Consider the following 18,122-nt stretch of genomic DNA (forward strand, 5'->3'; position numbering starts at 1 on the left):
GTGGGGCCGCTGATCGTCAGACTTCGGTGTGCTCCGCCAGTTCCAGTGCGTCTTCGACGTCGACTCCCAGATATCGGACCGTGTTCTCGATCTTGGTATGGCCCAAAAGGATCTGCACGGCGCGGAGATTGCCGGTTGCCTTGTAGATGAGCGAGGCCTTGGTGCGCCGGAGCGAGTGCGTACCGTACTCCTCTTTGCGCAGACCGATGGCGGTGACCCACTCATCCACAAGTCGGGCGTATTGCCTGGTGCTCAGGTGATCGTTCGGGTCGGTGCGGCTAGGAAACGCGAGGTCCTCAACCGAGCCCCCTCGCCTCTCGAGCCATGCCAGCAAACTTGTTCTGGCATCGCTCGTGATCTCGAACTGAACCGGTCGACCGGTCTTCTGCTGGATGACCATCGCCCGCGCGCGAATGTCATGACCGGTCACCAGTGTGCCGATCTTGAGCTTGACCAGATCGCAACCGCGCAACTTGCTATCGATGGCGAGGTCAAACAGCGCTCGGTCGCGCATTCGGCCCTCCCGATCCAGGAAGAACCGGATTGCCCAAATCTGCCGGACCTTGAGCGCCCGCTTGGCGCCAACTTGGCGACCGGCGTTCCACGCCGGCCGACCTCTGGCGGCGGGGTCATATTGTGAGATACCCATTTTCATTCTCCTTTGGCCAACATCGGCCAATGGGGAGAACGATTAAGGCGAACAGTTCGTCAGGCAGCGCCGTGCGGCCTCGGGTGAACTACCCCTGCCTCACAGTTCTCCTCGGTAGCGCCTCCAGCGGGGCCGCTTGCGGCCAGTCCGGTTCAGGCCAAGAACGGAGTTAAGCGGACATTGCCGCTCGTCAGTGACCAGCCCACTAACGACCGCTGCCGCTGACGGCGAGCCCAGAACCATCCCGATTTGAACCGGCCGCGGCAAAGAAGTCGCCCTGTCCGATCTGGCACCCGACTGAGCGCAGGAAGGACACCTGGGCAGCGGTTTCGACCCCGGTGGCGATGACGGTCTTGTTTAGGGCCGTGGCGAGTTGGCAGATGGCCTGCACAATGGCTGGGCTGGCGGCGGACCGCCCCAGCGGTTTGATGAAGGAGCGGTCAATCTTGATGATGGAGACCGGAAATTCCTGCAGGTGTGTCAGGGAGGCATAGCCGGTGCCGAAGTCATCGAAAGCGACCCGGACCCCCGCCTTTTCCAGGGCTGCGCAAGCGGATGCAGCGTCTCCGGAATGCTTGGAGAGAAGGACGTCTTCGGTCACCTCTATGCGCAGGTCGGCAGGCGTCAGGTTTTCCCGGCCCAGAGATGTTAACAGCCGCCCGGCCCAATCGGGCTTTCGAAACTCATGCGGGCCCACATTGAGGCTGAGGAAGCCAGGCCACGCTTGCCGCTTCCACTGGGCGAGCGTCCGTAGCCCCTGATCGAGCACAAGGTCGCCGATACTCTGGGCGAGTTGAATGTCCTCGAACACAGGACGGAACTGGTGTGGCGCCAGATAGCGGCCATCGCCGCGACGCCACCGCAGCACGCCCTCCCGGCCTATGGTCTCGCCGCTCTGCAGGTCCACGATGGGCTGATAATGGAGCTCCATTTCACCACTCGCGATGGCGCCACGCGCGGCATGAAGCAGGGCCAGCCGATTGTCAGCCTCTGCCTTCATTTCGAAGGTGAACCTCTGCCAGCCATTCCGGCCCCGCGCCTTGACGGCATAAAGTGCAAGGTCAGCCTCGCGAATGAGCTGATCTGCTTCAAACCGGCCTGACGCTGGCCGGGTCGCTATTCCGATGGACGCACTCAGCTGAAATGTCCCACCCTGCCAGTCGATTGGCAACTGCGCGAGGCGACGAACCTCCTGAGCCAACGCCTCGGCAGCGCCCACGTCGTCGGGGCTTTCAAGGATGATGCCAAACTCGTCCCCACCCAGTCGGCAAATCATTCGCCCACGGGCGCGCAGGCGCTTCAGCCTTTCGGAAAACTCGGTCAGGCAATGGTCGCCGGCCGCATGTCCACTGCCGTCATTGACGTCCTTGAACCCGTCCAGGTCCAGCATCAGGAGCGCAACGGCATTTTCACGGTCCTGAATGTCGGTCAGGCGGGCCAGCATGGAAGCGCGATTGCGAAGATCGGTCAGCGTATCGCGCTCCGCCAGTCGCGTGACTTCCTGAAGCGCAATCCGCTCCACGGTAATGTCCCGGACGAGCCCGTAGCGCCGCGTGACCCTTTCGGACTCGCGCTCGGATCGGGCAACGACATGCACCCACTTCCTGTCGCCGCCCGCCGTCGATATCTGGGATTCGATACTGGCGGTTCCAAATCGATCAGCTTCTTCAAGGAGAGTGGTAAACTGCCCGGCGGGAAAGAGGGAATGCATGTCTTGCATGGTGGGGCACGAAGTGTCGGCGGCCCCGCAGAGCGCAAACATGGTGCGGCTCCAGCGAACCTCGTCCGGGATGGCCGCGTGTTCCCAAATGCCGAAATGGGCAAGTTGGGATAGATCGTCGAAAATGCCAGCGAAATCGGGCTCGAACCGGTCCGCGGGCATGAGCAGATCGCCGGCCATTCCCAAGGTCAGTTCGTCCCTCATAGATGCACACATATATCCAGTGATGGACCTCAATCCTGGGGCAGGCGGATTAAGAGTTCGTGGACATTGCCACAGCATTGCTGCTGCATCTCCAAAATGGAAAAGCAATCAGCGCACCGGCAGCCAGTAGCGCCGTGTGCAAACGATCTGGAACCCTAGCGGCTTTTTGGGCTACACAGGAAGAAATTCTCCGTCTATAAAGGCGGGTGTTCCCCTTCATCTTCGGATGCCGGGGCCGAAACCAGAACGGCTGGCGACTGTTGCAGCGCTCCGTTCCTGGCAACCGCGAAGCGGTTTTCGGTCCGGCTCAGCTGCACCCGGCGCTTCAGGCTCCGGTTGGTGAGCGATGCGTTGTCGCCTGCCCCGTCCTGCCAGCCCAAGCGATGGAGGACGTCAGCATGATTGCTGCACCCAGACTTGGCGCCAAAGAGATCAACAGGCTGATCGCGCGGGTCCTGTGGCCAAGCCTCAAGCCAGCGTCAGCGAAATGCGCAGACTGCTGCCGCAACTCGACGGCATCGGCGACCACGACCTGGAGCAGAAGCGTATCTATCTCCGTGACCATGCCCGCCCCATCGCCCTTTCCACCAAATGAAGATGAAGGACGCAGATGAACGAGAGAATGGACGTCAGGTATGGGCCGTATAGATTGGTTGCGGCCTCCTATAAGGGCGATTTTCAGGCCGTGGCCTATCTTGGCCGACAGGAAACCCTGCGCGTGAGCGGGCAGAGCCTGGTTGAAGCCATGGCAGACCTGCAAGTCAGGATCGAGGCCAACCGAGCCGCAATGCTCGCCGCCCGCGGCGATGGGGAACCTTCCCCTGAGGAATACAGGACCGCGCTGGAGGGATACCGCCGGCTGGTCAGTCCCGATGCGCTGACCATGTTGCACCAGCATGCATCCTTGCCCGATCATCGCAGTACAATCAGCGAGCTCGCACGGTCCTGTCGCCTCGATGCCGATGCCGCGCACAAGGCCTATACCCAGCTCGCCCGTCTGGTAGGCGATGCCCTGACATTCAGGCCCGTCGACAAGTCCGTGTCCAGGGATCGAGCATTGCTCAGCTTATGTACGATCGATCCGGGCGAACATGACAATCAATGGGTGTTGAGGCGCGGGGTAGTTGCCGCGTTGAATGCGCCCCTGCAAATCCAGTAGCGACGGAGAAATTACATGCTGGATATCAGTACCGAAACGTTCGAACGCTTTCGCACCCAGGCGCTGCGCGAAAGGGACCTTCTGGCTATCGAGCGGCGGCGGATCAGGACCAGCCTTCTGAACGAGAATACAGAGAGCAAGTATTACCGCAGTCATTATGGATGGATCGTCCTGCGTGAGCGCATGTTGATGGAGGCCATCGAACGGATCGACCAGAACAGGTTCGGGTCCTGCGTTCATTGTTTGGGACCAGTCGGAAAGGAGCGTCTCTTCCGGGACCTTTGTCAGCAACTTTGTACGGATTGCGGGGCGTTGCGGTCCACCTGAAGGGACCAAATTCGTCCTCGCACCGGGCCAGGGCAATGCGGCCATCCGCGAAATCGGTGAACATTTGCGACGGCATCACGCCGCCCATCATTGGATCGAGCGCTTTCGTAACCAAGCCTATGTTCACTCCAGTGATCCCAGCACCGTTGCGCTATTGGAGAGAGACTTCAGCCATGCGCTTGAAGACGTGGACGATAGCGGGCTGAGCCTGCGCTAGTAGCTTGTCATGCGTTTGACGCATGGCTAGTATTCCTTGATTGCCTGATCCATCTGAGGCATTCACATACCGTCGTCGGACCCGCCATGCGGGTGGCTTCTCCGGGCGCCTATCCCCCGGTCACCTACCAGATCGTTTGAACATCGATGCAACGGAACGCCTGAAGCGTTCGGCTGCCGGTCAGACTGTCCCGATCACGGCACACAACACCCACCGTTTTCGTGCAGGCGACCGCGTTTCGTAGGGCCCGGAATGGGCATTGCCGCCGCCGACTATTCTTCCTTCAGGACATCCGTGTGTCGCGATAGCCGCCAGAAGCCTTCTGACAGCGTCACTCCACAGATGGACCCCAGATGCAAGATATCCTTCTCCGAATGCGTGCCGAGTGGTTCGGCAATATCCGCGGCGACATTCTCGCCGGCCTTGTCGTTGCCCTCGCCCTGATCCCAGAGGCGATCGCCTTTTCAATTATAGCCGGCGTCGATCCCAAGGTCGGCCTCTATGCCTCGTTCTCGATAGCCGTGCTGATCGCCTTTGTCGGCGGTCGCCCGGGAATGATTTCGGCCGCAACCGCCGCAACCGCCGTGCTCATGATCACCCTGGTCAAGGACCACGGTCTCGAATACCTGTTGGCCGCGACGGTGCTGGCTGGTCTGTTGCAAATCGCGGCAGGGTTTTTGAAGCTCGGCTATGTCATGCGCTTCGTCTCGAAGTCGGTGATGACCGGCTTCGTCAACGCGCTGGCCATCCTCATTTTCATGGCCCAGCTACCCGAGCTGACGAATGTTACCTGGCTGACCTATGTGATGGTCGCCGGTGGGCTGGCCATCATTTACCTCTTCCCGCGCATCACCAAGGCCATTCCGTCGCCCCTCGTCTGCATCGTTGTGCTGACTGCGCTCTCCATGATCCTCAACATGGACCTGCGCACCGTTGGCGACATGGGCGACTTGCCCGACACGCTGCCGGTGTTCCTGATCCCGCAGATTCCGCTCACCCTCGAAACGCTGATGATCATCCTGCCCTATTCGGCAGCCGTGGCGGTGGTGGGCCTCCTTGAATCCCTGATGACGGCACAGATCGTCGACGAGCTGACCGACACCAAGAGCAACAGAAACCAGGAATGCATCGGCCAGGGCATTGCCAATACCGCCACCGGCTTTATCGGCGGCATGGCTGGCTGCGCCATGATCGGGCAGTCAATCATCAATGTGAAGTCGGGCGGTCGCGGGCGTCTGTCGACCTTTATGGCCGGCGTGTTCCTGCTGTTCATGATCCTGGTGCTGGGTGATCTCGTCAGCCAGATCCCTATGGCTGCACTGGTGGCCATCATGATCATGGTCTCGATCGGCACCTTTTCCTGGAGCTCGATCAAGAACCTGGCCCTGCACCCGCGCAGCTCATCCATCGTCATGATCGCGACGGTGGTGACCGTGATCTACACCCACAATCTGGCCATCGGCGTACTCATCGGCGTGCTGCTCTCGGGCATCTTCTTTGCCTGGAAGATCTCGCAGATCTTCCGCATCACCTCGGAACTGTCAGCCGATGGACGTGAACGGACTTACAAGGTCGAAGGCCAGGTCTTCTTTGCGTCAGCAGAGGATTTCACAGGCGCCTTCGACTTCAAGGAAAGCCTCGAAAAGGTCACCATCGACGTTACCCACGCTCATATCTGGGACATTTCCAGCGTCCAGGCTCTCGACATGATCGTCCTCAAATTCCGGCGCGAGGGTGCCGAGGTCAATCTTGTCGGCATGAACGAAGCCAGCGAGACCATCGTCGACCGGCTGGCCATCCACGATAAGCCCGGGGCGCTTGAACGCCTCATGGGTCACTAGGAGGAGAACGAAAAATGGCAAAACTCATAGCCTTCATCGACGGCTCGACCTATGCCCAGAGCGTGCTCGACCACGCCGCCTGGGTGGCCACCACCATTGGTGCCAGCGTCGACGTCGTCCATGTCATTGGCCGCCGCGATCTTTCCAGCACACCCGCAGATCTTTCGGGAAGCCTGGAGCTCGGCGCCCGGACGAGCCTGCTCAACGAGTTGGCCGAGCACGATGCCCAACGTGCCAAGCTGGCGCAGCAGCGTGGTCGGCTGATTGTCGATGCCGGCGTCAAGCGCCTGCTCGAAGCGGGTGTCCCGAGCGCTATCGGCAAGCTGCGCAATGGCGACGTAGTCGAGGCCGTGCAGGAGCTCGAGAAAGAGGCCGACCTGATCGTGATCGGCAAGCGCGGCGAAGCCGCAGACTTTGCCAAGCTGCATCTGGGATCGAACCTTGAACGCGTGGTGCGCACCAGCACCAAGCCGGTGCTGGTCGCCTCACGGGCCTTCCAGCCAGTCAAGCGCTTCCTCGTCGCCTTCGATGGTGGGCCCAGCGTGATGAAGGCGATCAACCACATCGCCACCGGCAAGCTGTTTCCAGGATTGGAAGGTCACATGGTGACAGTTGGCAAGGACACGCCGGAAAGCCGCGGCAAGCTCGAAGCTGCCGCCAACGTACTGCGAAGCGCAGGCTACACCATCCATACCCTTATTGAGGATGGGGAACCGGAAAAAGTCATCGCCAGCCATGCAGAGGCCGACCACATCGACCTCCTGGTCATGGGGGCCTACGGGCACTCGCGCATCCGCAGCTTTATCATCGGCAGCACTACGGCCGAGATGGTGCGGTCGGTGAAGCGTCCCGTGATGCTGTTCCGCTGACGAGACTGGCTGGCAGCGCGTGACGCCGCCAGCCACTGCACGAGGCAAGGAGCGAGATCATGACAGAGCAAGGGAAGCGCATCCTGCTCATCGACGGAGCCCATTGCGACCGGCTCCGCAAGGTGCTCGGGATCGCCATTGACTTCGGCAGACTCAGAAACAGGTTGGCGGAAGCAGGAGCCATCGCGGCGGCCCACTATCACCGAGACCTGCGTGACGCCGAGGAGGCGCAGCGACAGGAGGGTTTCCTTGGCTGGTTGTCCCGCCATGATTTCGAAGTTCTGGGCGATGATAACAGCGAAATCGACGACCTCCCACGGGAGCGATACGGCACCAACCTGGTGGGCCTGGCCGTGGACGCGATGGAAGTCGCCCAGCCGGGGGACGAGGTTCTGCTCGTCGGGGCGGACATCAAGCTGACCCCTCTGGTAACCGCGCTGGTCGAGCGCGGGACAAAGGTCTCGCTGGTGTCGACACTGCATGCGCCACCCTCCATTGCGCCACACGAACAACTGGTCACCGAATGTTCGGGCTTCATTGACCTCTACGACCATCGCGAGATGATCGCTCGCACATGATCCTCTGCCGTAAAGGCGCTACTTGGGAGAAGGTATCTTTGCCGATAGTATCGAGGTCACTGTCACTGTTTCAACGCTGGCGTCGGCGCCGGTTGGAACAGTACGCCTATGCCGCCGGGCTCTGGGTCCTCATGCGACTAACCCCGAGCCACTCCCGGGCTCGCATCCTGTCGTCCTGCTATCATAGGGGATTCATATGGTGGTTCATGAAGGAAACGGCGGCGGCACGGGGTGGTCGCTGGCACACAGACGCCGACGCCTCATTCGCGGTCGACCAGGCGATGGCCCGGCTTTTCCCGGAAAGCCTTGATACCCCGGATGGGAACACCAAGCCCCATCATCCCTCTGCCAGCTGTCGCCACTGTTCTGGCAGCAGGGCAGATGCCATCTCCTTGACCTATATGACCCGGGGATTGGACGAAAATGGCAGCCCATCGACCAAAGGCAGCGGCGAATTTCTGATTGATGCAATACGCCATATCAGGGTCAGGTTCGCCTCGACACTGTTATCGGTTTCGCCCTGGTGTTGGACCCTGGCGGTGATCTGATGAGGCGGACATGAACACCCTTCCGTTGAACAGTGCCGCGACTGAACTCTCGGGTGTGCAATGGCTATGGGAGAAGACCCATGGTTGATCAGTTCGGCCCCAAGCACGCAACGCGTTTTGAGGCCCTTATCCGCGACGAACTCGCAGAATTGCAACGCCTCACCGAGGGCACCGAGGCGGATCGGGCACCCGTGCAGCTTGACCAGCAGAGCGTGGGGCGCCTGTCACGGATGGATGCCATGCAGGGCCAGGCTCTTGCTCAGGCCTCGGGTCAGCGACGCCAGGCGAGAAAGGTCGCATTGGAAATGGCGCTGCGGCGGCTGGAAACCGGCGAGTTCGGCGAGTGCCTGGATTGTGGCGAGCCCATCGCGCTCAAGCGTCTCGAAATCGACCCGGCCGCGACGCTCTGCATATCCTGTGCTCAAAGGAGCGCTGGGTAGCGGCTCCCGCCGATGTTAAGCTGACGGGACCTGCCTTGAGCCGACTCCTCGGCCAGCCTTTCATGCCCACTCATTTCTGCCGGCGTTCTGCCGGGAAAGTCATATCGTGTCTGTTATTGCCTTGCCGAAGTCTCCGCCCCTGTCCGAACTGACGGGTCGCCAGCTCCAATGGATTGCCGGTGGCGCCATGATGACGCTGGCGACAATGCCGGGGCAGACCAACTTCATCGCCCAGTTCAACACCGCGCTGAGGACCGAATTCGGGCTGAGCCACGGCGAATTCGGCGGCTATTACACGCTGGCCACACTCGCCAGCGCCAGCGTGCTGGTCTTCGCTGGAATCCTCGCCGACAAGATCCCGGCACGTCGCCTGGCCATCAGCTGCATGCTGGGTCTGGCCGCCACTGCACTCCTCATGGCCGGCGCGAGCCATGTCGCTATCCTGGTGGTGGCACTGGCGATGCTGCGCTTCTTCGGTCAGGGCATGCTGAGCCATGTCGCCATGACCACGATGTCCCGATGGTTCAACCGCTTCCGTGGCCGAGCGCTGTCCTTCGCAGGGCTGGGCTATACGATCGGTGACGCCATCCTGCCATTCGTGCTGACGGTTTCCATCCTCGCCTTTGGCTGGCGCAATGTCTGGGCGGGCGCGGCAACCATGCTCGTTGGTCTGGTCGTTCCGGCGATCTGGTTCCTATTGCGCGACCCTCCCGAGGGGCGCAAGGGTCGTCCGGTCATTGCCAATCCGGATGGCATGGGCACGATGGAGCCAACTGGCAAACAATGGACGAGATCGCGCGTCCTGCGTGATCCGCTCTTTTATTTCCTGCTTCCGGGAATCATGGCACCCCCGGCGATCGGCACGCTCTACATCTTTCACCAAGCCCACCTAACCCAGGTGAAGGGTTGGGACCTGACGACATTCACCGCCATGTTTCCCTTCCTGTCGCTCTCGGTGGCGGTGTCATCCATCGTCGCCGGGTTTCTGGTTGATCGTTTCGGATCGTGGCGCCTCATGCCAATCGTACTTCTGCCCCTCGCCGCAGCCAGCCTCATCCTGGGCACGGTTGCGCCAATATGGTCCGTCCCTATCGCTTTCATCTGCATCGGCATGACGCAGGGTATGATGAACCCCGTGGTTGGAGCCCTATGGGTGGAGATATACGGCACGGCCCATATCGGTGCCATTCGATCGCTGGCCACCGCAGCCCTGGTTGCCGCCTCTGCCTTGGGTCCGGGCATTGCAGGCTACCTCATTGATGCAGGCGCACCGATCACGATCCAAACCTTCGGCTACGCGACCTATTGCGGCCTTGGTTCCATACTTTACCTGGTCCTCCAGTCCGCCATGTCTCGCCGGGTCGCAACCATCGTCTGAAGGCCTTGCGGCTTCCAGAGGGGTGTCCGCTTACAGGCAATCAGAATGAACCCGCTAGTGGCGGGAATGGGGCGCTTAGCTGCCCGTAACGCCTCAGGTCAGAGAGCGTGAGAGGCCGCTCTGGGTGCGAAAGGCCTTGAACCGCTCAAGGGAGCGGATCGAATGACCTTCATCGATCGAGGCAAGATCGAGGATGATGGCATTGGCGATCGTCATGGGAACGACGAGCGACTGCGACTCACCCACAGCCCCGCGCGAGACAGCGATGTGGTGGTCGGGCGGGGGGCTGATCAGTACGCCCTTCAGGTCGGTAATCGCCATGGTCGTAGCCTTGGCCGAATGCGCGATGGCCCTGATCTCGTTCAGCACCGGCACCGATCGGCGGAAGGAGAAAAGCCAGAGCGTGTCCTTGCGCGTCATCTGGCTCAACACCTCGGGGAGTTGGTGCATGCGACTGCCGAGATCGACGCAAGGATAGCCAGAGCGATTGAGGCGCAAGGTCACCAGGGCCGAGAGAGAGGCAAAATGTCCGCGCCCGAAGACGAAAACGCGCCGGCTCTCGCGGATGCACTCGGCAAATCGGCGGATGTCACCGCCCGATACGCGCTGGCGGACCTGCTCGAGTGCGGCGATTTCGCTGTCGAGGATCGAAGAGAGAATGCCGCCGTCGTCCGCCTTGACGAGTCGCGCCGCCATTCGCGCAGCGGGACTGTCGAGGTCGCCCCCGCCCGCGATCAGGCTCGACTGGATGAAGGTGCGAAATTCTGGATAGCCGGAAAAGCCAAGCCGGCGCGCCAGGCGAACCGCCGATGCCGGATGAACGCCCGCCCGGGACGACACAGCCGCGCCATTGTCGATGGCAGCGCGCACCGGGTCCTGGGTGAGGACTTCGAGCAGGCGCTCGTCCGCCCGCGTCAGTCGCGTCGAATTGCGCGCGATGAGGTTCCGCAATGCCTCGGAAACCGTATCTTTCGTTTCGATCACGGACGATCCCGGCCTGGATGAAAAGGGACGCAGGTGTGCTTCCTGCCTTCAGGACAATTCAACACGCTTGCCGTCTTCATCGAAATAGAGCGCATGCGAAAGCTCGAGATTTACCCACAGGGCATCGCTCCCCTGTGGCATGTCCTTGCGCGCGCAGTTCAGCGTGATACGCCCGGCGGCACTCTCGCAATGAAGGATGACCGTCGCCCCGGTCATTTCCGAGAGCAGGAGCCGCACACCCAGCCCGTTGGCCGCCGGCTCCCCGGCATGAATGGACAGGTGCTCGGGGCGGAGGCCTATGGTCAGTCCCTCGGGTCCCGAATAGCCCGGCACCGCTTTTGCCGACAGAAAGTTCATCGGCGGCACGCCAAGGAACCCGGCGACGAACCGGTGCGCCGGCCGATCATAGATCGCCTCAGGCGTATCGAACTGCAACAGGTGCCCGTCCTTCATCACGGCGATGCGATCGGCCAGCGACAGGGCCTCGGTCTGGTCGTGGGTCACATAGACCATGGTGGCACCAAGTTGGCGATGCAGTTCCTTGACTTCAGTGCGCATGGCGATGCGCAATGCATTGTCGAGATTGGAGAGCGGCTCGTCCATCAGGAAGATGGAGCTCTTGCGCGCCATGGCCCGGCCCATGGCCACGCGCTGGCGTTGCCCGCCCGAGAGTGCGCCCGGCTTGCGCTCGAGATAGGGGTCGAGCTGTAGCATCCCGGCGACGCTCTCGGCGCGCGCGTTGCGTTCGCGCTTGGGCACGCCGCGCAGTTCGAGCCCGAAGGCGATGTTCTCGCGCACGCTCATATGCGGGTAGAGCGCATAGTTCTGGAAGATCATCGCAATATCGCGGTCCTGCGGCGGCAAGTCGTTGGCGCGGGTGCCGCCGATTTCGATATCGCCGCCATCGGCGCGCTCGAGCCCGGCAATGAGGCGCAAAAGCGTGGACTTGCCGCATCCGGAGGGGCCGACGATAACGATGAACTCCCCGGCTTCGATTGCCATCGACAGATCGTGGAGCACCGTCGGACCGCCGTGATAAGCCTTACGGACGTTACGTAGCGCTATGGCGCTCATGCCGGCTGCCTCCCCGCTCGATTGTCGCGCAGAGCAATGGCCAGGCTCGGCCGGTCGGTCGTGAAGACCTTGATCCCCAGCCCAAGTGCCTTTTCGATCTGTTCGGCCGTATGTGCTGCCCAGCATCCAAAAGCGATTCCCGCGTCGTTGGCCGCCGCCATCAGCTCGGCGTCCGCCTCGTCGATGTGGACCCCGATCTCGGATATCGAGCGCGCGCGCACTATTTCAAAGAGCGCGGTTCTGCCGACGAGCCGCAAGACCTGCGGGCTAACCAGCCAGAGACAGGGCCGCTGCGTCACCGCACCGAGCTCCACCAGCGTATCGAGCAGGAACGACGAGAACCGCGTCCGCTCCAGCATACCGCCTTTGCGCAAGGTATCGACGACCCCTGGCACGAAGTTACTGTAGGCGCGGCCTTCGGCATCCGGCTTGATCTCGCAGCGGAACTCGACCGTGCTGTCGCGATAGATGTCGCAAAGCTCGTCCAGCGAGAGCGGATGCTCGCCGCCGCTGTAATTGATGGTCGCGGCCCGCACCTCGGCTTCGCTCAGCGTTGCGATCGCCCCGGTCTTGTCGGTGGTGCGCTCGAGCGTTGCATCGTGATGGACCATGATGGCGCCGTCGCGTGTCGGATGGACGTCGAATTCGACCTCCTCGAGCGCCATCTGCGCCGTCTTGCGAAATCCGGTGGGCGTGCTGTCGCCAAATTCGAGCGTGCCGCCGCGATGGGATGCGATGCGTGTCATCGTCTTTGTCCTTGTATCATTTGACGGCGCCCATGGTGATGCCGCGCACCAGATGCCGCTCCACCAGGAAAAAGCCGAACAGGACCGGCAGGATGGTGATGGTCGAGGCCGCCATGACCAGCGGCCAGTCGATCAATCCTTCACCGGGGTTGACGCTGTAGAGCCTGGCGAGCCCGAGTTGCAGCGTATAGAGGTCTTCCTTGCCTACCGCGACGAGCGGCCAGATGTAGTTGTTCCACTCGCCAAGGAAGATGTAGAGCCCCATCGAGAAGATGGCGGGCCGCGAGATCGGCACGATCACCCGCCACAGGACCTGCAGCGGCCGTGCCCCGTCCATGTAAGCTGCCTCATCGAGTGCGCGCGGAATGCCGCGGATGTACTGGCGCAGGAAAAACGCGGCAAAGCCGTTGGAGATCGCGGGCAAAATGAGCCCGGCATAGGTATCGAGCAGGCCGACCCGCGCCAGGGTCAGATAGTTCGGAATGAGCGTGATGTGGCTCGGGATCATCAAAGTCGCCACCGTGATCCCGAAGAGCAGGTCGCGGCCCTTGAAGTCGAAGCGCGCGAAGGCAAACGCCGCCGTCGTCGAAACCGCCAGCCCCACCAGCGTCACCATGCCCGACACAATGATCGAGTTGACGAGGTAGCGGGCGAAATTGAACTTGGTGACCGCCGTCCCATAGTTGCCCAGGCTGAATTCGAAGCCGCCGCGATAATAGGACTGCGCCGTCTGGAACGACATCCAGATCGAGTAGAGGACCGGCGACAGGAACAGGAGCCCGGCAACGAGCGCCAGCGCGGTCGTTGCGTTTTGCCTAAGCTTCATAGTGCACCTTGGCGCCGAGGACCCGCGCCTTGACCAGGGCCAGCCCGATCAGCAGCACGAAAAGGATGATGGCGAGCGCCGAGCCCGTGCCGATATCGAAGAGCACGAAGCCGGTGCGATAAAGCAGGTGCACCAGCATGTCGGTCGCTCCCGCCGGCCCGCCGCGCGTCATCACGTTGATGATGGTGAAAATCTGGAAGGCCTCGATGACCGAGATCACCAGCAGGAAATAGGTCGTGGGCATAATGAGCGGCACGGTGACCCGCCGGAACACCTGGAAGCGCCGTCCCCCGTCCATGGCGGCAGCGTCGTAGAGCTCCTGAGGCACCGCCTGCAGCCCGGCGATATAGATGATGACGTCGTAGCCAAGCTGCTTCCAGGTGTTGATGAAGATGAGGACGAGGAGCGTCAGGCTCGGGTCCTGCAGCCACGGTACCTTGCCCAGCCCCATGGCGGTCAGTAGGCCGTTGGCGAGACCATAGTCGGTGGAGAATACCCAGGAAAAGACAACCGCGATCGAGACCGTCGAAGTGATGGTCGGCAGAAACATGGCCCCGCGCAAGACTCGCGAGCTCAGCGTTTCGCGCTTGAGGTAGCTCGCGATGGCCAGGGCCAGCACCAGCCTGATCGGCACCGATATGACCGCAAAGATCGTCGTGACCTTGAGCGAATCCCAAAAGTCGTCCCAGGCAAAGAGCCGCGCATAGTTGGAAAAGCCGACGAACGGCATTTCCGGCGACATGAAGTTCCAGGAGCGGAAGCTGAGGTCGACGCTCGAAACAATCGGGACATAGGTAAAAATCGCGATGAAGGCGATAAGCGGCGCGACCAGCAGATAGGGCGTGAGCTTGGACATTTCGCAGGCACCTGGGAGGGCAGCGGACCGGAAATGGCCCGCCGCCCATCTGGCAGAGGATCAGTTGCTGATGCGGGCTTCCTCAGCACGGGTGTCTTCAGCGAATTTGGTCATCGCCGCTTCCACGGGGGTCTGGCCCAAGGCCATCGCTTGCCACACATCGTACTCGGTAGTGCGCATCCAGGTCACCACCGGGGTGCGGGCACGGCCGTGGGCATAGGGAAGGGACTTGATCGCTACGTCGATGCCCGGCTGGTTGGCCAGTGCTTCGGCGGCGACAGGCTGTTCGGCCGAGTTCTTGTTGATCGGCAGGTAGCCGGTCGCGGCAAACCAGATGGCGTTGGCTTCGGCCGAGGCGGCATAGCTCACGAAATCATAAGCCGCGTCCTGGACGTCCTGCGGAGCGCTGGCAAGAATGCCGATGCCGGCGCCGCCGATCGGCACGGAGCAATCGGGATTGCAGGGCATGGGCAAAACGCCGAGGTTATCGCCGAGAGCTTCGCGGGCGCCGACATAGTTGCCGGTCGAGTTCATCATGATGCCGACCTTGCCGGCGAGGAACGCGTCACGTCCGTTGTCTTCCTCGGTGACACCGTCGGCCGAGGCGACCTTGTGCTCATCCACGAGGGATGCCATCCATTCGTAGGCCTCGATGGTCTTGGGATCATCAAGCAGGATTTCGCCGGTCATGGAATCGATGAGGTCGCTGCCATTGGCCATGACGAGGCCCCAGCGTGCGAACTGGCCGGGTGCGGCGATTCCAGTGATGCCCTCTGATCCAAGCGTTTCGGTGATTGTCTGGGCAGCCTTGAGGATCTCGTCGAAAGTGCCGAGGTCGGGCTCGCCCTCAATGCCGGCGCGGGCGAAAATGTCCTTGTTGTAATACAGGACCGGGGTCGAGGAGTTGAACGGGACGATATAGTTCTTGTCCCCTATGACCCCGATTTCGCGAGCATAATCATAGAGCTCGTCCTTGAGCGGGTCGGCTTCGAAATAGGGCGTGAGGTCCACCAGCACACCGCCATCGGCAAAGAGCCCGTAGCGCGTGACCTCCAGGATCACTGCGGCGGGCGCCCGGTTGGCAGGAATGGCGGCCTGCAGGCGAGCGACGATGTCGTTGTAGTTGCCGACATACTCACCCTGGATGTCGACGTCCGGATTGGCGGCTTCGTAGTTGGCGATGATTTCTTCGAGAGCTTCACCGGCTCGATTGTTGAAGCTGTGCCAAAAGCTGACTGTGGTCTGCGCCTGGGCGGCGATGGTGGAGGCGGCCAGGGCGACGAAGCTGGCTGCAATCGAGATGTGCAAATTGCGTGACATGATCTCTCCCTGCAATTGTAATTGCATTGCCCGGTCGATGTACGCGGCAGAGCTGACGGTTTCTTAACGCTAAGGCGAAGGTTGCGTGACGGAGGATCGACGTGCGAATTCCTGGCTTCGGAGGCCAGGCAGACCCGCAGCCGGCCTTGCCGTTACACGATTGTCACATCGCCTGCCTACAGCCACCGCCCGAAGGGGCGATTGCGATGGACCAGATCACACTGAGGCAGATCAACAAGCGCTTCGGCAACACCGCAGTGCTGCAGGATGTGACGCTGTCGGTCGAGCCGAGCACCTTCCTCGCGCTGCTGGGACCGTCCGGCTGCGGCAAGACCACCTTGCTGCGCCTGATTGCCGGGCTCGAACGGCCAACCTCCGGCGAGATCGAGATCGCTGGCCGCGTGGTGGCTGGCCCCGACCATTGGGTTGAGACCGAAGCGCGCAAGCTGGGCATGGTATTTCAGTCTTATGCCCTTTGGCCGCACATGAGCGTCGCCGAAAATGTGGGCTTTGGCCTGTCGGTGCGGGGTATGCACGGCCGCGAGCGCGCGGCACGGGTCGAGGCCGCCCTTGCGATGGTTGGACTCGAGGGCCTGGGCAGTCGCCGACCGCCCGAACTGTCCGGCGGCCAGCGCCAGCGCACCGCACTGGCGCGCTGCCTCGTGACCGAGCCTGAACTCATCCTGCTCGACGAGCCGCTGGCCAATCTCGATCCGCACCTGCGCGAGTCCATGCAGGCCGAGTTTCGCCGCATTCACCGCAAGACCGGCACCACCTTCGTCTTTGTCACGCATGACCAGGCCGAGGCCATGGCCCTGGCCGACCGGGTCGCCGTCATGAATGCCGGTCGCATCGAGCAGCTGGGAACGCCCCAGGAGCTATATGGGCAGCCGGCGACGCGGATGGTGGCCGAGTTTTTCGGCAAGGGGGTGGTTCTGCCGGTCGACGTGGCCGCACGGCTCGACGACCGAACGCGCCGCGTCTCCCTCGGGGGCGTGACGCTCGACCTTCCGGGTGTGGCTGCAGTCGGCGCCGCCCAGCTCAGCCTGCGTCCCGAAAACGTCGTCCCGGCAGCGGCCGGACTGCGGCCCCATCTGGTCGGCAGGGTAGTCGACACATCCTTCCGCGGCGCCGATCACCTGGTGACGCTGGCGCTGGAGCAGTTTGGCGGCAAGACCATCGGCCTCGGCATGGCGGCGGCGCCAGAGCCCGGTGCGCGTGTCGATCTTGCCGTGACCGGCGGCTGGGTGCTCCCGGCATGAGGCTGACCGCGATATCGGGCTATGGACAAAAGGGACCCGCCTGCTTCCTTCTCGAGATCGCCGGACGCCGCCTGCTGCTCGATTGCGGCAAGGGGCCCGATGACGACCGCGAACCCGACCTGGTCGGCGTCGGCACCGTGGACGCAGTTCTTGTCAGCCATTCCCACCGTGACCATACCGGTGCCCTGTATCGCCTCGGAGACATCGGCAGCCCCCCGGTCTTTGCCACCGGCCTTGCCGCACGGCTCGCCGATATCCGCGCCGTCGGCGATTTTGACGATGCCGCCCGCCATCTCGGCCTCGAGATCGCCACCGGCCGCTGCGGCCATGCCCCCGGCGCCGTCTGGATGCGGATCGGCGGCGCAGAAGGATTGCTCTATACCGGCGACTTCTCGCTCGAAAGCAACCTCTATCCTGCTGAACCCTGGCCGCGCGCGCGTGCGTTGGTTGCCGATGCCTCCTATGGCGCCTGGGACGGCACGGTGCAGCAGGCCCTTGCCGAACTGACCGCACTTGCCGCCGCCGGCCCCTTGCTGCTGCCCGCTCCGGCGGCGGGCCGCGGCCTGGAAATGGCGCTCTTGCTGTGGGAGGCAGGCCATCGCGTCCGCCTCTGCCCCGTCCATCGCGCCGTGGCCGCCATGCTGATCGAGGGCGGCGCGGAACTGGCACCGGGCGCACTAGAGCGCCTGGCCTCCCTGCTCGAGCAGACGGAAACTCTCTATGCAGATGACGAGCCGGACGGCGTCATGATCGCAGCCAAGGCCGATGCAAGCGGCGGTCTCGCCGCGCAATTGCTCGCCACCTGGCGGACCGGCGAAGTCAAAATCGTCTTCACCGGCCATGTCTCGCGCGGCACGCCGGCGGCGCTTGCCGTTGCCGGAGGCCGCGCCAGCGTCCTGCGCTGGAACGTGCACCCCCGATTGTCAGACATTCGGGCCCTTCTCGACGCGGTCGAGCCGGAGGTCGTGATGCCTGCCTTCGTGCCGGCGGAACAACTCCGCGCCCTGCATGCGGCGTTGCCCGCCATCCCCTGGACGGAAGGCGCGCTGCAACTCGCCTGAGCGTCACGCCGATGTCACGCGATTTGGCTACGTCCCCTCCGACGCTCGCACCCGCGGGTCACA

Annotated in this window: 18 protein-coding genes and 1 other annotated feature; of the genes, 10 read left to right on the forward strand and 8 right to left on the reverse strand. The window is 62.4% G+C overall.

The genetic code is table 11. The features are described 5' to 3' along the window. Nucleotides 1–16: 16 nt before the first annotated feature. Together K1X15_RS18920 and K1X15_RS18925 are read right to left on the reverse strand one after the other, a co-directional pair. Nucleotides 17–649 (reverse strand): tyrosine-type recombinase/integrase, encoded by a 633-nt coding sequence (locus K1X15_RS18920; protein ID WP_220305095.1) that lies wholly within the window; start codon nucleotides 647–649, stop codon nucleotides 17–19. A gap of 205 nt (nucleotides 650–854) precedes the next feature. Beyond that, nucleotides 855–2,573 (reverse strand): putative bifunctional diguanylate cyclase/phosphodiesterase, encoded by a 1,719-nt coding sequence (locus K1X15_RS18925; protein ID WP_220305096.1) that lies wholly within the window; start codon nucleotides 2,571–2,573, stop codon nucleotides 855–857. 610 nt (nucleotides 2,574–3,183) lie between these two features. On the opposite strand from K1X15_RS18925, the gene K1X15_RS18930 reads away from it, so the two are divergent. The 8 genes from K1X15_RS18930 (at nucleotide 3,184) to K1X15_RS18965 (ending at nucleotide 9,930) form a co-directional block, all read left to right on the forward strand. Next, nucleotides 3,184–3,732 carry a hypothetical protein gene (locus K1X15_RS18930; protein WP_220305097.1) on the forward strand — a complete coding sequence of 183 codons (549 nt, stop codon included), beginning with the start codon at nucleotides 3,184–3,186 and terminating at the stop codon, nucleotides 3,730–3,732. 15 nt (nucleotides 3,733–3,747) lie between these two features. Continuing rightward, complete coding sequence (locus K1X15_RS18935) at nucleotides 3,748–4,059, forward strand: hypothetical protein (RefSeq protein WP_220305098.1); 312 nt, start codon at nucleotides 3,748–3,750, stop codon at nucleotides 4,057–4,059. 291 nt (nucleotides 4,060–4,350) lie between these two features. Then, nucleotides 4,351–4,402, forward strand: a sequence feature (sul1 is cis-regulatory element that is thought to sense ions involved in sulfur or methionine metabolism; They are found in Alphaproteobacteria). 227 nt (nucleotides 4,403–4,629) lie between these two features. Continuing rightward, nucleotides 4,630–6,117, forward strand: coding sequence for a SulP family inorganic anion transporter (locus K1X15_RS18940; RefSeq protein ID WP_220305099.1), 1,488 nt, complete (start codon nucleotides 4,630–4,632; stop codon nucleotides 6,115–6,117). A gap of 14 nt (nucleotides 6,118–6,131) precedes the next feature. Next, complete coding sequence (locus K1X15_RS18945) at nucleotides 6,132–6,986, forward strand: universal stress protein (RefSeq protein ID WP_220305100.1); 855 nt, start codon at nucleotides 6,132–6,134, stop codon at nucleotides 6,984–6,986. A gap of 59 nt (nucleotides 6,987–7,045) precedes the next feature. After that, on the forward strand, nucleotides 7,046–7,564 hold the full coding sequence (locus K1X15_RS18950; protein WP_220305101.1) for an NYN domain-containing protein: 519 nt from the start codon (nucleotides 7,046–7,048) through the stop codon (nucleotides 7,562–7,564). Between the two features lie 206 nt (nucleotides 7,565–7,770). Next, a complete protein-coding gene (locus tag K1X15_RS18955; protein ID WP_220305102.1) occupies nucleotides 7,771–8,112 on the forward strand; it encodes a hypothetical protein in 342 nt (113 codons plus the stop codon). Between the two features lie 80 nt (nucleotides 8,113–8,192). Beyond that, a complete protein-coding gene (locus tag K1X15_RS18960; RefSeq protein WP_220305103.1) occupies nucleotides 8,193–8,552 on the forward strand; it encodes a TraR/DksA family transcriptional regulator in 360 nt (119 codons plus the stop codon). Between the two features lie 106 nt (nucleotides 8,553–8,658). Continuing rightward, on the forward strand, nucleotides 8,659–9,930 hold the full coding sequence (locus tag K1X15_RS18965) for an MFS transporter (protein WP_220305104.1): 1,272 nt from the start codon (nucleotides 8,659–8,661) through the stop codon (nucleotides 9,928–9,930). 93 nt (nucleotides 9,931–10,023) lie between these two features. Here the strand turns inward: K1X15_RS18965 and K1X15_RS18970 are convergent, their stop codons facing one another. From K1X15_RS18970 to K1X15_RS18995, 6 genes are read right to left on the reverse strand one after another with little or no spacing between them, the layout of a single operon-like run. Beyond that, nucleotides 10,024–10,914 (reverse strand): MurR/RpiR family transcriptional regulator, encoded by an 891-nt coding sequence (locus K1X15_RS18970; RefSeq protein WP_338033476.1) that lies wholly within the window; start codon nucleotides 10,912–10,914, stop codon nucleotides 10,024–10,026. Between the two features lie 48 nt (nucleotides 10,915–10,962). Then, nucleotides 10,963–11,988 carry an ABC transporter ATP-binding protein gene (locus K1X15_RS18975; protein WP_035077480.1) on the reverse strand — a complete coding sequence of 342 codons (1,026 nt, stop codon included), beginning with the start codon at nucleotides 11,986–11,988 and terminating at the stop codon, nucleotides 10,963–10,965. Beyond that, on the reverse strand, nucleotides 11,985–12,734 hold the full coding sequence (locus tag K1X15_RS18980; protein WP_220305105.1) for a glycerophosphodiester phosphodiesterase family protein: 750 nt from the start codon (nucleotides 12,732–12,734) through the stop codon (nucleotides 11,985–11,987). Before K1X15_RS18980 ends, K1X15_RS18975 begins: the two co-directional genes overlap by 4 nt. Nucleotides 12,735–12,750: 16 nt before the next feature. Next, nucleotides 12,751–13,560, reverse strand: coding sequence for a carbohydrate ABC transporter permease (locus K1X15_RS18985; protein WP_035077473.1), 810 nt, complete (start codon nucleotides 13,558–13,560; stop codon nucleotides 12,751–12,753). After that, the gene (locus K1X15_RS18990) at nucleotides 13,550–14,416 is read right to left on the reverse strand and encodes a carbohydrate ABC transporter permease (protein WP_220305106.1); all 867 of its coding nucleotides are present in this window, start codon (nucleotides 14,414–14,416) and stop codon (nucleotides 13,550–13,552) included. The genes K1X15_RS18985 and K1X15_RS18990 overlap by 11 nt, the downstream gene beginning before the upstream one ends. 60 nt (nucleotides 14,417–14,476) lie before the next feature. Beyond that, complete coding sequence (locus K1X15_RS18995; RefSeq protein WP_220305107.1) at nucleotides 14,477–15,736, reverse strand: ABC transporter substrate-binding protein; 1,260 nt, start codon at nucleotides 15,734–15,736, stop codon at nucleotides 14,477–14,479. 206 nt (nucleotides 15,737–15,942) lie between these two features. Here K1X15_RS18995 and K1X15_RS19000 point away from each other — a divergent pair, with 206 nt between their 5' ends. Next, nucleotides 15,943–16,998: an ABC transporter ATP-binding protein gene (locus tag K1X15_RS19000; RefSeq protein ID WP_035077463.1), complete on the forward strand. Its 1,056-nt coding sequence runs from the start codon at nucleotides 15,943–15,945 to the stop codon at nucleotides 16,996–16,998. After that, complete coding sequence (locus K1X15_RS19005) at nucleotides 16,995–18,059, forward strand: MBL fold metallo-hydrolase (RefSeq protein ID WP_035077460.1); 1,065 nt, start codon at nucleotides 16,995–16,997, stop codon at nucleotides 18,057–18,059. Before K1X15_RS19000 ends, K1X15_RS19005 begins: the two co-directional genes overlap by 4 nt. Nucleotides 18,060–18,122 lie beyond the last annotated feature (63 nt).

The organism is Devosia salina (assembly GCF_019504385.1).
Classification (GTDB): domain Bacteria; phylum Pseudomonadota; class Alphaproteobacteria; order Rhizobiales; family Devosiaceae; genus Devosia; species Devosia salina.

Bases quoted from the DNA above. Each gene is read 5' to 3' on its own strand.
- K1X15_RS18920 (WP_220305095.1), bottom strand. From the start codon at position 649: ATGGGTATCTCACAATATGACCCCGCCGCCAGAGGTCGGCCGGCGTGG.
- K1X15_RS18925 (WP_220305096.1), bottom strand. From the start codon at position 2,573: ATGAGGGACGAACTGACCTTGGGAATGGCCGGCGATCTGCTCATGCCC.
- K1X15_RS18930 (WP_220305097.1), top strand. From the start codon at position 3,184: ATGAACGAGAGAATGGACGTCAGGTATGGGCCGTATAGATTGGTTGCG.
- K1X15_RS18935 (WP_220305098.1), top strand. From the start codon at position 3,748: ATGCTGGATATCAGTACCGAAACGTTCGAACGCTTTCGCACCCAGGCG.
- K1X15_RS18940 (WP_220305099.1), top strand. From the start codon at position 4,630: ATGCAAGATATCCTTCTCCGAATGCGTGCCGAGTGGTTCGGCAATATC.
- K1X15_RS18945 (WP_220305100.1), top strand. From the start codon at position 6,132: ATGGCAAAACTCATAGCCTTCATCGACGGCTCGACCTATGCCCAGAGC.
- K1X15_RS18950 (WP_220305101.1), top strand. From the start codon at position 7,046: ATGACAGAGCAAGGGAAGCGCATCCTGCTCATCGACGGAGCCCATTGC.
- K1X15_RS18955 (WP_220305102.1), top strand. From the start codon at position 7,771: ATGAAGGAAACGGCGGCGGCACGGGGTGGTCGCTGGCACACAGACGCC.
- K1X15_RS18960 (WP_220305103.1), top strand. From the start codon at position 8,193: ATGGTTGATCAGTTCGGCCCCAAGCACGCAACGCGTTTTGAGGCCCTT.
- K1X15_RS18975 (WP_035077480.1), bottom strand. From the start codon at position 11,988: ATGAGCGCCATAGCGCTACGTAACGTCCGTAAGGCTTATCACGGCGGT.
- K1X15_RS18980 (WP_220305105.1), bottom strand. From the start codon at position 12,734: ATGACACGCATCGCATCCCATCGCGGCGGCACGCTCGAATTTGGCGAC.
- K1X15_RS18985 (WP_035077473.1), bottom strand. From the start codon at position 13,560: ATGAAGCTTAGGCAAAACGCAACGACCGCGCTGGCGCTCGTTGCCGGG.
- K1X15_RS18990 (WP_220305106.1), bottom strand. From the start codon at position 14,416: ATGTCCAAGCTCACGCCCTATCTGCTGGTCGCGCCGCTTATCGCCTTC.
- K1X15_RS18995 (WP_220305107.1), bottom strand. From the start codon at position 15,736: ATGTCACGCAATTTGCACATCTCGATTGCAGCCAGCTTCGTCGCCCTG.
- K1X15_RS19000 (WP_035077463.1), top strand. From the start codon at position 15,943: ATGGACCAGATCACACTGAGGCAGATCAACAAGCGCTTCGGCAACACC.
- K1X15_RS19005 (WP_035077460.1), top strand. From the start codon at position 16,995: ATGAGGCTGACCGCGATATCGGGCTATGGACAAAAGGGACCCGCCTGC.